16 protein-coding genes are annotated in these 15,895 nt (G+C 44.7%); 8 read left to right on the top strand and 8 right to left on the bottom strand.

What is annotated here, in order from left to right:
* Positions 1–90: 90 nt before the first annotated feature.
* Positions 91–1,272 (bottom strand): alpha-hydroxyketone-type quorum-sensing autoinducer synthase, encoded by a 1,182-nt coding sequence (gene cqsA, locus BCT49_RS11060; RefSeq protein ID WP_102435256.1) that lies wholly within the window; start codon positions 1,270–1,272, stop codon positions 91–93.
* A gap of 322 nt (positions 1,273–1,594) precedes the next feature.
* Entirely contained in the window at positions 1,595–2,983 is a 1,389-nt protein-coding gene (locus tag BCT49_RS11055) for a PLP-dependent aminotransferase family protein (protein ID WP_102435255.1), read from the bottom strand.
* Between the two features lie 103 nt (positions 2,984–3,086).
* Between BCT49_RS11055 and BCT49_RS11050 the strand changes: the two genes are divergently transcribed.
* Positions 3,087–4,001, top strand: coding sequence for an EamA family transporter (locus tag BCT49_RS11050; protein WP_102435254.1), 915 nt, complete (start codon positions 3,087–3,089; stop codon positions 3,999–4,001).
* A gap of 246 nt (positions 4,002–4,247) precedes the next feature.
* On the top strand, positions 4,248–5,120 hold the full coding sequence (locus tag BCT49_RS11045) for an aspartoacylase (RefSeq protein ID WP_102435253.1): 873 nt from the start codon (positions 4,248–4,250) through the stop codon (positions 5,118–5,120).
* Between the two features lie 97 nt (positions 5,121–5,217).
* On the opposite strand, the gene BCT49_RS11040 is transcribed toward BCT49_RS11045, so the two are convergent.
* From BCT49_RS11040 to BCT49_RS11025, 4 genes are all read right to left on the bottom strand, one after another.
* Positions 5,218–6,225 carry a CobW family GTP-binding protein gene (locus BCT49_RS11040; RefSeq protein ID WP_102435252.1) on the bottom strand — a complete coding sequence of 336 codons (1,008 nt, stop codon included), beginning with the start codon at positions 6,223–6,225 and terminating at the stop codon, positions 5,218–5,220.
* A complete protein-coding gene (locus BCT49_RS11035; protein WP_102435251.1) occupies positions 6,215–6,775 on the bottom strand; it encodes a carbonate dehydratase in 561 nt (186 codons plus the stop codon). The genes BCT49_RS11040 and BCT49_RS11035 overlap by 11 nt, the downstream gene beginning before the upstream one ends.
* A 37-nt stretch (positions 6,776–6,812) precedes the next feature.
* Positions 6,813–8,192, bottom strand: a complete 1,380-nt coding sequence (locus tag BCT49_RS11030; protein WP_102435250.1) for a dihydroorotase — start codon at positions 8,190–8,192, stop codon at positions 6,813–6,815.
* A gap of 77 nt (positions 8,193–8,269) precedes the next feature.
* Positions 8,270–8,728 carry a Fur family transcriptional regulator gene (locus BCT49_RS11025; protein WP_102435249.1) on the bottom strand — a complete coding sequence of 153 codons (459 nt, stop codon included), beginning with the start codon at positions 8,726–8,728 and terminating at the stop codon, positions 8,270–8,272.
* A 638-nt stretch (positions 8,729–9,366) separates the two neighbouring features.
* On the opposite strand from BCT49_RS11025, the gene ihfA reads away from it, so the two are divergent.
* From ihfA to BCT49_RS11000, 5 genes are all read left to right on the top strand, one after another.
* A complete protein-coding gene (gene ihfA / locus BCT49_RS11020) occupies positions 9,367–9,663 on the top strand; it encodes an integration host factor subunit alpha (RefSeq protein ID WP_004734853.1) in 297 nt (98 codons plus the stop codon).
* Between the two features lie 474 nt (positions 9,664–10,137).
* Positions 10,138–10,443 carry a c-type cytochrome gene (locus tag BCT49_RS11015; protein ID WP_102435248.1) on the top strand — a complete coding sequence of 102 codons (306 nt, stop codon included), beginning with the start codon at positions 10,138–10,140 and terminating at the stop codon, positions 10,441–10,443.
* A complete protein-coding gene (locus BCT49_RS11010) occupies positions 10,440–11,666 on the top strand; it encodes a molybdopterin-dependent oxidoreductase (RefSeq protein ID WP_102435247.1) in 1,227 nt (408 codons plus the stop codon). Before BCT49_RS11015 ends, BCT49_RS11010 begins: the two co-directional genes overlap by 4 nt.
* Positions 11,666–12,154: a cytochrome C gene (locus BCT49_RS11005; protein WP_102435246.1), complete on the top strand. Its 489-nt coding sequence runs from the start codon at positions 11,666–11,668 to the stop codon at positions 12,152–12,154. Before BCT49_RS11010 ends, BCT49_RS11005 begins: the two co-directional genes overlap by 1 nt.
* Positions 12,151–12,588, top strand: a complete 438-nt coding sequence (locus BCT49_RS11000; protein ID WP_102435245.1) for a c-type cytochrome — start codon at positions 12,151–12,153, stop codon at positions 12,586–12,588. The genes BCT49_RS11005 and BCT49_RS11000 overlap by 4 nt, the downstream gene beginning before the upstream one ends.
* Positions 12,589–12,700: 112 nt before the next feature.
* Here the strand turns inward: BCT49_RS11000 and BCT49_RS10995 are convergent, their stop codons facing one another.
* Positions 12,701–13,477 carry a RelA/SpoT domain-containing protein gene (locus tag BCT49_RS10995; RefSeq protein ID WP_017104499.1) on the bottom strand — a complete coding sequence of 259 codons (777 nt, stop codon included), beginning with the start codon at positions 13,475–13,477 and terminating at the stop codon, positions 12,701–12,703.
* Between the two features lie 355 nt (positions 13,478–13,832).
* Between BCT49_RS10995 and BCT49_RS10990 the strand changes: the two genes are divergently transcribed.
* A complete protein-coding gene (locus tag BCT49_RS10990) occupies positions 13,833–14,486 on the top strand; it encodes a thiopurine S-methyltransferase (protein ID WP_102435244.1) in 654 nt (217 codons plus the stop codon).
* 132 nt (positions 14,487–14,618) lie between these two features.
* On the opposite strand, the gene purT is transcribed toward BCT49_RS10990, so the two are convergent.
* Positions 14,619–15,794: a formate-dependent phosphoribosylglycinamide formyltransferase gene (purT, locus tag BCT49_RS10985; RefSeq protein ID WP_102435243.1), complete on the bottom strand. Its 1,176-nt coding sequence runs from the start codon at positions 15,792–15,794 to the stop codon at positions 14,619–14,621.
* Positions 15,795–15,895: the final 101 nt, after the last annotated feature.

Below are 15,895 nucleotides of genomic sequence, written 5' to 3'. Positions count from 1 at the left end.
GCTCAGCGAATTGCTGGGCTCTTTTTGCTTTAGCGACATGATAGCGTCCATTCAGTCCTGCCGTTTGTGTTAGTTATAGATTTGGCAGAGTTATACGAATTCTAACTCTGGGTGATGGTACGCCTCATGACAAACCGTGAGTACATGGTCAATGTCTCGTGGTGTCATGTCGGCATTCACTGAAAATCGGATGATGTTCTTGTTCTTGCCCGTAGCGGGGCGACAGAACACTGCACCGAACACATCACGCTGTTCAAGGAAGTCGCGCACTCGCTCTGTATTTCTCTCATTGCCGCACTCCAGTGCAACGATTTGAGATTCGCTACGGATGTTAAAGCCAATCCGCTTGAGGCCTGTGGTGAGCGATTTAGAGCGTTCAAATAATGTTTTTCGTTTATCTTCTGCACCTTTAATCACCTCCAAAGTTTTCTCTAAACGAATCACCTCTTGCGGCAACACGGTTGAGCTAAAAATCGCAGGGTAAGAGACAAACGGCAAGGTTGCCGGTAGCTGTTTAGGACCGAGGATTGCGCCTGCGCGATAGGCAAAGGTTTTGGCCAAGCTGACGGTGATAAAGTCGACTTGATTCGTGAGCCCGAGGGCTTGCACTAAGCCAGCACCATTCTCTCCATGCGTGCCCAGTGAATGCGATTCATCAACGATGACGGCACAATCAAACGCTTGCGCCATTTCGTAGATGTCGCGTAGTGGGGCGATGGTGCCAATCGTGCTGTAAACTGAGTCGACAACAATTACACCAGAACCATGACGTTCCAGTTGCTTGCGTAAGTGACTCATATTGTTATGCATAAATGGATGAGCTGTTGCACCAGCCGCGCGAATGCCTTCCCACAGCGACATGTGCGCAAAGAAGTCGATATACACAGGCGTATCTGGCGGACAGATAGTTTGAAGTAACCCAATATTGGCCGCCCAGCCAGATTGAGAAAGCAAACAACTTTCCATTCCCACATAGCTTGCGAGTTCGGTTTCAAACGCAGGTTTAGACTCTTCATCTTGCAGGAAAATGGCCGACATCACCACGTTGTCATCGTGTTCACTGATCGCCGCTTGGTGAGCTTGTTGGATCTGCTTGTTGTGCGACAAGGCTAGGTAATCATTGCTCTGCATGACAACTGCGTTGCGCGGTGGACGTTTACCCAACACCAAGTGTTTCTGGCTTTGGTTCTGGGTAATCAGGTCTTGAATATAGAAGTTCAAGCGTTCTTCAATAAAGGAAGGTAATGGTTTTTTTTTGGTTTTATCACTCATAATAGTTCTCTTCAAATACAGGATAACGCCAGCGCTGACGGCTGTATATTGACGACAAAAAGTGACGTGTCATTAGCTAAGTTGCATAATTTTGTGGGTGCTTGCAAACTCAGTATTTAAGGGTTTTGAGGCGATTGAATTTCCTTACGGTACGGGGCTTTAACCTAGGTTGAATCGGAATAATAGCCTCTTCCTTTATGACAAATAGCTATGAAAAAGTTATGAACAAAACGATCAACAAAAGCCATCAAAGAAGGCCATGAAAAAGTCGAACTCAAACAACTAATATGCACCAATCATGAGCAAATTAGATTGGGTAGGGCTAACCGTTCATGCATTGGTGGATAAGTTTAATCAAGTCATCCAACTGCTGCTTGGCTTCTCCCTCTAGCGAATAACCAAAATTGATGCGTAGACAGTTGCTGTAGAGATCTAGAGTGCTGAACAGATGTCCAAGCCTGATATCAAGATTCTGCTTAGCTACCGCTTGAGCAAAGGTTTGCTGGTTCAAATTTGGGATTTGCAACCAGAGCACCATGCCACCTTGTGGGTTACTTATCTTCACGTCTTGAGGAAGGTGTTGGGCTAAATAACTAAGGTATTGCTGGCGCAAAGACAGGATTTGAGAGCATCTTCTTCTAACGTGCTTGGCGTATTGGCCAGATTCGATAAAGTCAGCAACCGCAAGCTGAGTGGGCAGGGCGACGCCATAGCTCGCTGCAGAAAACATAGCCTTGTACTCGTCTATGTACCTTCCCGGTAAGCACCAGCCTAAACGATAGCTTGGCGACAGGCTTTTCGATACCGAACCACACCACAGCACGTATCCACCTTTGTCATAGTACTTTGCAGGCAATGGTGTGTGTGATGAGTAAGAGAGTTCTAGATACACATCGTCTTCAATGATTGGTACTCGATAGTGATTCGCCAATTCAGCCAGCTTTTGTTTTTGACTGGCCGACATATTGATCCCCTGAGGGTTCATATGTGAGGTACAGAAGATAGCGGCATCCACACGTTTATTTTTCAGGTGTGTTTCCAGTTGTTGTAGGTCGACACCATCATCCAAAGACGGGATCTCAATGATCTGGCGTGACATTTTGCCAAGCAACTCCAGAATACCGTTGAAACAAGGTGAGCTGATGGCAATGGTGTCACCTTCTTTGGTACTCGATTCAAGAGCAGCCTTAATTGCCGACATGCAGCCAGCGGTGATCACCATTTCTTCAGGTGAAAAGTGCACATCGAGCTTGGCGAAGTGGGTCGATAAAGCCTGTCTTAACATCGGCTCGCCCTGTGTATCAGGGTAGTGGTTGAGTCTGTTGCCCGTACGTTTAATTGAGCGGCGGAAACTGCGCTCTAACTCTACAATCGATTGTTCATCATTGGTGGTGCTAGAGACCCCTAGAGGCCCATTGATTGAGTTGTGAGTCGATGAAGTTTGTCTAACTCTGGAAACCTTACTTTCAAACTGTGCCCATTCCGGTGTTGAATGAACAGGCTTATGGGGCGAAACAAAATAGCCCGCTTGTGGGCGAGAATGAATCCAACCCTGTGATTCTAACTCTTGGTAACAGCTCACTACGGTCGACATGCTGATAGCTTGCTGCTTAGCTAATTGACGCAGTGAAGGCATACGCCCACCTTCGGTTCTTTTCCCCGTTTCAATCTCATCAATAAATTGATTAGCAAGCTTTCTGTAGATACTCATGGTCACGACCGTTGTTAACTGTACTGGTTTTTATTATAAAAATTGTATCTGTACTGGTTTTATTGTTCAAGGGATACTCTCTTAAAACAAAGGAGGGGTCAGTATGAAAAGAAATGATTTGTTGTTAGCGGTATTCGTGATGGCAATTTGGGGATTCAATTTCTCGATGATCAAAATGGGTGTGACCAATGTTCATCCGTTGTTGGCAACCGCCGCGCGTTTCTCGCTAGCGGTGATTCCAGTGATATTTTTTGTGGCGAGACCGAATGTCGCTTGGCGTTATTTAGTGAGTTATGGCTTCGTGTTTGGTGTGGGTATTTGGGGTATGGCTTCGTGGTCAATCACAGCTGGGCTTTCATCGGGGCTGTCGTCGGTATTGCTTTCTACCAACGTAATAATCGGTATGGCCGTTGGGGTATGGGTTTTCAAAGAAAGTGCGTCGGTTCGTAAGTTAATGGGTGCGATGTTAGCGATGTGCGCCTTGGCGGTCTTGGTTTCCGCAGCAACGGGCAATGTCACCGTTAATGGTGTGATTCTTATTATGATCGCAGCGTGCAGTTGGACGTTAATGGGCGTGATTGTTAAAGCGTCTAAAACCACTCAGGCTTTTGCATTTAACGTTTGGGGGATGCTGTTTGCGCCAGTTCCATTAGTGTTGTTTGCCGTTATGCTGCACGGTGACCAAATTATTTGGCAGGGGATTGAGCAGTGGGATTGGAACACAACGATTGCTGTGTTGTTTCAGGCTTACCCGACCACATTGTTTGGTTACTGGGTGTGGAATAAGTTGTTAATCCAATATCCGTTAAGCACAACGGCACCGTTAACCTTGCTCGTGCCAATCTTCGCATTGATCAGTGGTTACTTTATGTATGACGAAGTACTGTCAGTCGCCCAAGTTGTTGCATCTGTTCTGTTCTTAGTCGGGATTGGCTTAATTGTGAAACCTGCGAAGACACCGAGTGCTAAAACATCAGATAGCGCGGGAGATAACGGAAAGCTTGTTAAGCAGTCGTGATGTGATTCGCAGCAAAGAAGCGTGATGTAGATTAATCACCGAAACTACAGTGTTGAATAAAAACCAATGCCTCGCAATTGCGGGGCCTTTGTGTGTGTATGTTTCACAATGAATTCTCGTTTCTACTAAGAATTATCTGGTGCCTGATTATGAAGTGTTCTGGAGAAATGAACTCATTGTTGTTATGTTATATTGTAACAACAAAGCAAGGGTGACTTGCACTTTCGATATTTGGAAATCAATGACATGGACAACATTAATCAAGTCTTACTGGTTGCTGGAACACACGGCAACGAGCTCTCAGGAATCTATTTAAACAAGCTCATCAAAGAGCGTTTGTATGCCGCAGATCGTTCAACATTTTCGACTACTTCTGTTATCGCAAATCCTAAAGCGGTAGAGCAGAACGTCCGATATGTTGACACGGACCTAAATCGTCAGTTTTCTAATACTAACAACGACGATACTGCTGGTTTAGCTGAGCATACCGTGGCAAGACAGTTTATAGACAGACACGCAAGCAAAGAGCAGCAACTGATCGTGGATTTGCACAACACGACCAGCAATATGGGGGCGACATTAATTTTACTCTCAAATGATGCTTTCTACCAAAAAATGGGCGCTTATGTGAAACAGCGAATGCCGGAAGCCAATATTCTGTTTGAAGATAGAAAGCCTTGGGATGACCAGCCTTACCTTTGCACAACAGGGAAGTGTGGAGTGATGATTGAAGTCGGGGCTCAGGCCCATGGCTCACTTAAGTTCGATACTCTCAAACTGATGAAGCAGATGCTGACCATGGTTCTTGATTACGTTGAGAAGCATAACCTTAACCAAGTTAATGAGTTAGAAGACTACAGCGCCTTCTTCTATGTTGAAGAGGTCAATGTTCCACTTGGTCCTGATGGTATGCGAGTAGCCACAGTACACCCAGCGATCTGTGGTCGAGATTTCGAGGTCGTGAAACAAGGTGAGCCGTTGCTCGCGACTTTCTTTGGTTATGATATCTATTGGGAACGCGAACAAGATATCTATCCACATTTCATCAATGAGAGTGCTTACGCTAAAGCCAACATTGCAATGGCATTGGCCGAGAAGCGATTGGTTTCTGTGAGTTAGTGACTTACACACATAGCTGATTGGTTAAAAAGCCCTATGAATGCAGTAGTTCATAGGGCTTTGATTTTAGGGTGGGATAAGGGTTAACCTGTTCTGGCTAAATCTGACACGCCAACAATTGGCTTTCTAAGTCGCTGTCTATGGCCTGACCAATCACCTCAATTCTGGTTTCATTGCATTCATCAAGTTCACACTCTGTTAGACCATCTTCCGTTAGGTTGTAACCAAAGATGCCGCTTTGAGTGATGAACACCGCTTTCATTCGTTCGGCTTTGAGTCCAACTAATACCTTAAGCAATTGCTGACGGTCGAACAGTTTGTCAGCCGCGAATCGCCAACCAATACTTTCAAACCCTTCTCCTTGGTTGCTTGCCTTTATCATGCCGCTTTCTGGCATCGGTAATTCAGAAGCGAGTGGCTTATCTTGTTTATGAACATGGTGGTGATGGTGCCCATGAGCTTGATGATGGTAAAAATTGGTGTTTCCATCGAACTCGTCGGAAGGGATCTTACCGTGATGGGCAAATATGAGTTTGGTGTCTGGGTGACAAACCTGCGCGACGTACTCAGCCAGTTTTTCTGCATCGCCACTTTTGTACAGGTCGACTTTATTACCCACAATGGTGTCGGCAATGGTGATTTGCTGATTGAAGGTATCGTGTTCAGAATAGCGTGTGTCAGAAAGCTTGCGGGCATCAACCAAAGTAATGTTTTTCTGCAGTGACAACACTTTACGATAGTGCTCTGAAGACAAGACTTCTAGCACTTCTTTGGGGTGACCAAGCCCGGTTGGTTCGATCAGTAAGCGATCAGGTTTTGCTTCTGACAGAAGTTGATTCAGCGCGATTTGCATCGGTAAACCAGCCGCGCAACACATACAACCGCCAGGCACTTCACGAATAAACACTTGTTGTTTGCTGTCGTTCCCTTGGATCAAACTGCCATCAACGCCAATTTCTCCAAATTCGTTCACCAAAATAGCCCAGTTTTCATCTGCGGGCTTGTTCTTCATTAGGTTGAGAATCGCAGTGGTTTTACCTACGCCGAGAAAGCCGGTAATGATATTGGTTGGAATACCCAAGATAGGCTTTTTATCAGAGTTCATTGGCAATTCTCCGATAACCTTGCACAAGGGCATGGTTTGCCGAAACAACTGACTCTGAAAACGCTGAATACTCAGGTGGGACTTTGGAGATATTGTTCAAATCAAACCCTGAACCTATGTTGGTCATTGGTGGTACATGGAAGTTTTCAGGTAAGTCATGCCCGTCTACCACACAGTTATGGCGAATGACGCAACCTTTACCAATCACCGCATTAAAGACTACTGAGTTGAAGCCAATAAATACGTCGTCACAGACCTCGCAAGGGCCATGAATAATCGAGCGATGGGCGATGGATGAGCGTTGACCAATAGTGACGGCAGCACCGGCTTTTGAATGAATAACCACACCGTCTTGAATATTGGTATCACGCTTAATCACGATGGCTTCCATATCACCTTGTTCATTGACTTCGTCAGCTCGAATTACAGCGTAAGGGCCAATAAACACGTTATCTTCAATGATGACCTTGCCACATATGATGGCCGTTGGATCAATGAAAGCGGTCTCCGATACTTCTGGCATATGGCCGCTTGGGTTTCTTCTTAACATATTGAGTTCTTATTATTGATGGGTAATGACAGCTGAACTAGCGTTTGAATGACAGCCTCATTGCTGAAGTTGGCATTTCGTTTGGTATCTCATTTGGTACATGAGTGGTATTTGTGTTGTTGTCTGCGGATTCTGGGTTGGTATAAACCTTGATGCCGTTTACCCATGTATGCTTAATCTGAGCAGAGAATTCGTGTCCTGAGAATGGCGACCACCTACATTGATACAAGCTGTTTTCATTGCTGACCAAGGTTGGAGTTTGTGGGTCGACTAACACTAAGTCGGCGTAGTAACCCTCATGAATATAGCCACGTTCCTCTATCGCATACCGGATAGCTGGGTTATGTGCGGTTTTCTCGACAACCTGAGCCACCGTCATGTTTCCCGCGCTTACATGGTCAAACAGGCTCAATAGGGCGTGTTGTACCAAAGGTAATCCTGCTGGGGCTTGTTCGTAAGGAACTTGTTTTTCTTCCCATGTATGTGGTGCGTGATCTGTCGCAATGATGTCTATTTTCCCCGTGTTCAAAGCGGCTAATAGGGCGTCTCTATCACTTGGGTATTTGACGGCCGGATTGCATTTTATTTGGTTACCTAGCGCTGCGTAATCTTTGTTGCTGAACCAAAGATGGTGCACACAAGCTTCTGCCGTAATACGTTTGTCTTGAATTGGCCCTGCGTCAAACAGAGCGAGTTCTTTGGCTGTCGTGATGTGCAGCACATGAAGTTGACTGTTGTGTTTTTGGGCTAGCTCAATCGCATAAGAAGAAGAGGCATAACAGGCTTTGTCGTCTCTTAGAACTGGGTGGTCTTCAATCGTGAAAACGTCTTTTTCTTTTCTTAATTGCTCTTGGTTTTTAGCGATCACTGGCCCGCTTTCGCAATGGGTGACAATAAGGACGGGAGAATCACGAAAGATGGCATTGAGCGCTTGAGGATCTTCAACCAACAGATCGCCGGTCGAAGCGCCCATAAACACCTTCACGCCGCAGTGTTTAGTCGGGTCGAGTCGCTTAATCTGTTCGAGGTTGTCTTCAGTTGCTCCGAGATAAAATGAGTAATTCGCTAGCGAGCTTTGTGATGCAATATCAAACTTTTTCTCTAAGGCTTCAATGGTCGTTGTAGCAGGGTTTACGTTTGGCATCTCCATATAGCTGGTAATACCGCCTGCAACCGCAGCTCGTGACTCAGTGGCGATTGAACCTTTGTGTGTTAATCCCGGTTCACGAAAGTGGACTTGGTCGTCAATCATCCCTGGCATTAGATAAAAGCCTTGCGCGTCAATGACCTCATCGTTTGGTTCTGGCTTGATATCATCTGCGATTTTTTCAATTCGGTGACCAACGATTAACACGTCGGTTTTAGTCACAGAACCTTCATTGACCACTCGGGCATTTTTGATGAGCGTTGCTGACATAGCGTTTCAGTGTCTCCTTTCTGATTAAGGCTAAGGTAATTTTGAATGTATTAGAGGGTGGGCTGAATGGAATGTCGCTAGGTATGCTCCGCGCAATCATCGCACACGCAGTTAATCTCCAATTGAGGACTGACCACGGTGAAATCTTCTTGTTTAGCGTGGGATTGAAGCCCATGAATCATGGCAGGGTCGATGGTTTGCTCGCTGATTTTGTCGCACTTTGAGCAAATTAAAAATTGAGGGATACCATGCTCATGTTCGCAAAGGATATGGTCGCAGAGGATGTATTTGTTGGAGACTTTAAGTTTGTGCGCCAAGTGTTGCTCTTCAAGAAACTCCAACACCCGGTAAACCGACATTGCTTGAACATGTTGGTCAAAGTGCTCTTTACAATAATCAACGATTTCATAAGCAGAAAGTGCTTTGTTGGCGTGTATTAAGGCTCGCAGAATTAACTGTCTTTTGGCCGTAAATTGTTTGCCACTGACTTTGCAGCCCTGTTTTACATGTTCAATGATCGCTTCAAGATCTCTCATTCAATCCACAAAATTAGAAATAATATAGAGATGTTATAACATAACAACTTAAGGTGTGAAACGTACTTTTTGCTTTGTTTAAGCTAAGTGTGAGTAATATGGGTTGTGGATGAGATAAGGTGCTGAGGCGGTTGTTGAGCTGAATATTGAGTTTCGGTTGAAAATACGGTTTTAAAACGTCTAGGAGCGCGCAACATATCAATAGTCAGTATTGACCCAATCGAATTAAATCCTGAAATGATACGAATCTCATATTTAATAATGCTTATTTAGTAACCTCTGTTGAGTTTGATATCAAATCAAGTCGCTGATTTTATTGAACATAGGAGAAAAGTCTCATAAATTAATATTTAGGAAACTAAAGTTTTAAATTCCATATAAATTATATTTAATGGAATATAGTTCTATTTGGTTGCGTGTTAGTAGATGCTTTTTAGCCATATATGTGAATTTAGGAGTGGCTTATCTTTCTGATTTGAAAGAATAATTCAATAGTTGAGATAAAAAAGTTGGCGAAAATCAGAAGCTTGGCATACACTTTCCTTGTAAATGACCTTATCTCATTGATTGAATAGGGTAAATGCTTTGGCGCTACTGGCGATGGTAGCAATGTTTAACATAGCTTTGAGGAAAGTTTTATGGCACTCACGAAGGCCGATTTGGCTGAGAACCTGTTTGAGACACTCGGATACAGCAAGCGGGATGCCAAGGAAACGGTGGAAGTGTTTTTCGAAGAAGTTCGTAAAGCGCTCGAAAATGGCGAACAGGTAAAACTGTCTGGTTTTGGTAATTTTGATCTTCGCGAGAAAAACGAGCGACCTGGTCGTAACCCGAAAACTGGTGAAGACATTCCAATTTCTGCTCGACGTGTTGTTACTTTTAGACCGGGACAAAAACTAAAGGCCCGTGTCGAGAATATTAAAATCGAGAAGTAGCCAAGCAATAGACCACGCCTAGCGTGGTCTTTTTGTATCTGGTTCATTTTCACCTCCAGTAATCGTCAACTTCATACATCTCTTTAGCAGAAGATAAGTGCTATTTCCTGTACGCCTATCTTAAGTATATTAGCTCTTCTCGTTTCTCCACATCTTGCTCGCTTCCGGAATCTCATCCTTTACCTTTCATCTCTTTTACCTCTTTTACCTCTTTTATCTTGGCTGTTTGTACTTATTTTCTAATCCAACTCGCGGTATTCCTGCGTTCCATATCCTTTTCTAAGCCGTATTCCTTTCATTAAATCTAACACTAACGTTGCCTTTGCTTCCTTACTTGGCCATGCCACTTGTCGTTTAGTTTTAATAAACGAAGGTTAAATATGTTTGAATTTAAATAAACGCATCAATTTGATTTAATGCGCTGCATTAACAACCAATTAACTTATTTAACCGTTCAAATACTAAGGAGGAAACTTGCGACAAGCCTTTTTAGCTTTGATATTGCTCGCTCTGCCTGTGGTAGTCACGGCAGCGGAATATCAGCAAATAGCAAATATGTGTATTGCCTGTCACGGTAGCGGCGAAGATACGTCATATCCGTCGATTCCCAACTTGAAGTGGCAAAACAAGGTTTACCTTACCGAACAGTTGTCGAACTTTAAGAGTGGTAAACGAACCGACAAAACTATGTCTAAAGTGGCTCAACTTTTGTCTGAGCAAGATATCGAGAAACTAGCCAACTACTTTTACACACTGCATCACAAAGGGTCACCTCAATGAGTTTAGACAGAAGACAATTTCTTAAAGCTGCGCTTTCCGCTACAGCCGTTTCTGCATTGCCGGTTTCTTGGGTATTTGCGGCTAATCGACCTGAAGATTTGGCGGCACTCGATATCAACGCGTTAACGTGGGCGAAAGCTGAAGACCTTCCTGATTACTACACCGTTTTGAATACCAACCCTCTGAATGCCTATCCGCCAGAAAGTATGCTTTCACCTGCTGTTACACCTGCAGACGTGCCGTTTGTTCGATGGAATGGCTTGATGCCAGATTTTGCAGAAATGGATCCTGAGACTTGGACTTTTGAAGTGAAAGGCGAGTCAGTGAAAGAAAGTAAAACCTATACGCTGGCAGAACTTAAATCCAAGTTTAAACATCATACTCAGAGCTTGGTGTTGGAGTGTGGGGGTAACAGTCGCAACAACTTCTATCCAAGTACCAAGGGGAATCAATGGAGCAACGCAGGCGTTTACTGTTCGCAATGGACCGGTGTCTTACTCAGTGATGTTCTTAAAGACTGTGGCATTAAAGATGATGCAGTTTACGTAGGTAATCACGGCTTTGATAAACACTTAAGCGGTAAGGGCGAAGCCATCTCGCGTGGTGTGCCTATTGCGGCTGCGATGAACGACAACGCTCTGATTGCATGGGAAATGAATGGAGAACCTATTCCGTACCTTCATGGCTTCCCACTTCGAACCGTGTTTGGTGGGCGCCCAGCATCGGTTTCTCAGAAGTGCACGACAGGGATTAGTATTCGTAACAAAATTCATGACGGACATAAGATGGCGGCACCTGCTTATCAAGTGCCAAAACATCCGATAGCGCCGGGTGAGAAGGTCGATAACAAAGATTTTCGAATCATTGAAGAGATGATCGTGAAATCGTTAATTACTTCACCAAAGAGCGGTACTGAGTTTTCGCTTGGTAAAAAAGTCACGGTCAGCGGCCATGCTTGGGCCGGGCTCAGAACGGTTGAGAAGCTGCAGGTGAGTTACGATTATGGGACGACATGGCATGATGCAAAGCTTAATAGACCCGTCAACAAAGGCGCATGGCAGCAATGGGAGGCCGATTTAGACCTTCCTATGACCGGTTATTACGAGATTTGGGCAAAAGCGACGGACAGTGAAGGTGATAGCCAGCCAGTCGTACAACCACAATGGAACCCGAAAGGTTATCTGTTCAATGGTTGTCACCGTATTGCAATTCGAGTGTCGTGATGAAGCAAATTAACGATAAGTCTCTTCATACTAATTCTACTCTCGCCAACTCTGCCCACACCCGGTTGACTAATGTAGGTAAGCGTTCTTACCGTAAAGACATAATGAGAGCCGCTCTAGTATGCAGTCTATTAACCTCGATGCTCGTACATGCCGATGAGACTCCAGAAAACCCGAAAGAGTATTACGGTGTAGACAAGACATCTGGGCTAATTATGGCTCCAGGCTGGGAGGTGGTGAATGGCCAGTGTAATGCGTGCCACACCAGTCTAATCGTGGCTCAGAACAGCGGCACTAGAGAACAGTGGCGAGAGACGATCCAATGGATGGTTGATACTCAGGGGTTGTGGGACTTGTCTGATACATGGGATCCGGTGCTTGATTACTTGAGCACTTACTACCAAGACAAAGGCATCGACATGAACAAGTATCGTCGTAAGCCTATTGATAGCGCCTTGTTGCCACCCAAGCCAGGAGCGCATAAATGACGATGAACTCAGTGACATTAGTGTCTCTATTTCTGGCGCCAGCGATGGCTGTTATGTTGCTTTCTGCATGTTCTGAGGAACATTCCGAATTTGACACCAAGACAGTGCCCCAAATGGAAGTGAAGGTCGAAGAGGTAGAAACCTATACGCCAAATTTGGTCGCAGGTGAGAAACTCGCTCAGAACCTTTGTAGTCAGTGCCACGGCGATAAGATCATTCCTTTTGTGCAATCTTACCCAAATATAAAGGGGCAAAAGGCGAGTTACATTCTTAAGCAATTACGTGATTTTAAAAGCGATGAACGCCAAGATTTGTACATGCAGTCGGTAGTGAAATCTTTATCAGATAGAGATTTACAAGACGCGGCGGCATTTTACAGCACATTAAAACCCTTGGATTTATACAACCGCTCTAAGGAGTATTATCACCAATAGTTCGGAACGGAGAGGTTGTGACAGACAAGTGAAAGATTTACTTATCAAACAGGAACTAAAAAGGGCTGCGAGTGCAGCCCTTTTGGTGTCTATCGGTATTACGCAGTTCGCGTTAAGCCGCTTTAATGTGCGTTGTAATGTATGGTTGCCATGCTTGTTGGTAAAGCTCTAGAGATTGGCGTCTTAGGCTATTGATTTGCGCCGCTTCGATGTCGTTAATTGGACGTTTTTCTGCAATCGCGTGACGCTCAATACCTTGGATGATTTCGTAAAGCTCGTGTTCAGGACCACTTTTCACATCAGCGATGGCTCTCAAGTGAAGTTGAACTTCGGCAATAACATTAGTTTTAGGTAAACGAACCAAAAGGTTCAAATCACGGTAGCCAGAATCAGCCGGTGATTTGAATTTGTTTTTCACTTTTACCACATCCGCTTCGCGGCTTAGAGCTTCGTAAACTTCGACCAAGCTTTCTACATCGTTAGCGATGATGGTTGCACGGGCTAAGTCGGTAATTCTTGATACATCGCCATCTAACTCAAGGTCAATTTTCTCTTCTGCTCGTGCTTGAGATTTAACGCCAGCGAAGAGTGCGTCTGAGTTAGTCAGTAGGGCAGTACTTTTACAGATGGTTTCTAGTTCAGCCTGTGCTTGGTGAGCTTTGCTGTACAGAATATCGAAGTCGGTATAAGGCTGAGTCGGACGTGAGTCGAATGCTTTGATGCCGTATAAGCCGCTAAGGCTGTGGCGGAATACGTTTGATGAAACTTGGTTTTGCGCAGGAGTGCGCGATTGATCAGTTGAACTTGTTGAAACAGGTGCTGCTGCGAATGCAGGCGCTCGGCTCAATACTAGAAGCATTAGGGCCGTCGTACGGAGAAATACACTCATTCAAACTCCAAAATACAAGGTTACAAAAACGGGTAAATCAAAAGGGGTAACCAGTAACGCATAAGAGTAAAAACAGCTTAACTACACTAACCAATCTCGCTATATATTAGATGGGGCTAGTTAAGACCGAAACCAACTCTAACGTTTAATATTGCTTTAAAATGTGAAGATATAGACAAATCATTTAAGCGTTTGTTCCCAAATTTTGAGAACTTTGAACTTCGGCAATCTTCTTTGTTAACTCGCGTTATTTTCTACTCTGACTCATGTCGTTTTCAAGTTTGAATCAAGCGAAGGTTGCTCTTACTTCTCTATACTGTACCCTTGCATTATGACTGTTTAACATGAACGAAAGATGAATAATCCTGAATTTTGGCACAATAAATGGGCTGCCAACCAAATTGGTTTCCACCTTGAAGATGTAAATCCGCTTCTTATCGAATTTTGGCAAAAGACTAACCCTAGTTACGACAAGAGTGTCTTCGTGCCTCTTTGTGGTAAGAGTGAAGATTTGATTTGGTTAGCGACTAAGCATGAAGAGGTTCAAGGTGTCGAATTAAGCCAGATCGCGGTTCGCGCATTTTTCGCTGAGCATTTATACACACCGACAGTGACTCAAATCAGTGGTCAACATGAGCTGTACCAATTTGATGAGCTGAGTGTTTACACCGGTGATTACTTCACTGCGCCTATTCAGCCAGTCGACATTATTTATGACCGCGCTTCTTTGGTGGCTTTGCCTACTGAGATGCGCGTGCAATATGTGGAACGTTTGAAGCAACTGTTAAAGCCAGGCGGCAAGATCTTGTTGGTTACATTGGATTACGACCAAAGCGAAATGGCAGGGCCTCCGTTTAGCGTGCCTAAGCTAGAGATCGATCAGTTATTTGCAGGTTATAAGATCACTTTGTTGAATCAAGATATTGCAGATGATGAACACCCTAAGATTGCGAAGAAAGGCTTGTCTCGATTCAGTGAAGAAGTGTATTTGATTGAGTCTGACGCTTAAGCCGAGTTTGCTTTTAAGCCAATAGCTAACAGCTAACGCCAACAGCTAAAACGAACAAAAAGACGGGCTCGATAGCCCGTCTTTTTTATTGTTCAGATTTGAAGTCTTGATTGTTCAGAATTGAATAGCTGGTTAGTAAATCACTTTCACTTTCGAAGCGCTTTCAATCGCATCTTCGATCGCTGTCTCTGTGCTGTTGCGACGAGTTAACGCTACACCAAGACGACGGCGACCATCAATGTCCGGCTTACCGAACAGGCGAACTTGCGTTTGTGGCGCGTCTAGCGCTTCTGAAAGGCCTTCAAAACGGATGTTTGTCGATGTGCCTTGGCCTAAGATAACCGCTGATGCGCAAGGGCCATACTGAGTAATTGATTTGATTGGCATACCCGTAAATGCGCGAACGTGTAGTGCGAATTCCGACGAGTCTTGAGACATCAAAGTAACCAAGCCTGTGTCGTGCGGGCGAGGGGAGACTTCATTGAAGATCACGTGGTCACCTTTAACGAACAGTTCAACACCGAAGATACCGTGGCCGCCTAATGCGTTAACTACTTGCTCTGCCGTGTATTGCGCCGCTTTCAGAGCGTTATCTGACATGATTTGTGGCTGCCATGATTCGCGGTAATCACCGTCTTCTTGGCGGTGACCGATAGGCGCACAGAAATGAACACCGTCGACTGCGCGAACGGTAAGCAGTGTGATTTCGTAATCAAAGTCGATGAAGCCTTCAACGATTACGCGACCTGCGCCAGTACGACCGCCTTCTTGTGCGTAATCCCAAGATTTCTGAATATCTTCTTCTGTTTTGATAACGCTTTGGCCTTTGCCTGAAGAACTCATTACTGGCTTAACAACGCAAGGCATGCCCACGAACTCAACGGCTGCTGAGAAATCTTCAAAGGTGTCTGCAAAGCGGTAAGGAGACGTGCTTAGTTTCAACTCTTCTGCGGCTAGGCGACGGATACCTTCGCGGTTCATCGTCAGCTTGGTTGCATTCGCAGTTGGAACGACATTCAACCCTTTTGCTTCTAGCTCTACCAGCTTGCTGGTGGCAATCGCTTCGATTTCCGGTACCACATAATCTGGTTTTTCTAGTTCAATAATGGCTTCTAAAGCGTCAGCGTCTAGCATATCCAATACGTGACTGCGATGTGCGACTTGCATAGCTGGTGCGTCTGCATAACGGTCACAAGCAATAACTTCTAAACCTAAACGTTGGCACTCGATAGCCACTTCTTTGCCAAGTTCACCTGAACCTAATAGAAGTACACGAGTTGCATTTTCACGAGTAGCGGTACCAAACATAGAAATTCCTTCCGATCTTTTGAACGATTGATTGAAAACGGGGTGATCATACTTATTTAAATGACAAAAGCAAACGTTTGCGCAAGTTGCTGCTTTAATTA

It is taken from the genome of Vibrio lentus, from assembly GCF_002875945.1.
Lineage (GTDB): Bacteria > Pseudomonadota > Gammaproteobacteria > Enterobacterales > Vibrionaceae > Vibrio > Vibrio apostichopi.
This window is presented reverse-complemented; position numbering and strand designations above follow the sequence as displayed.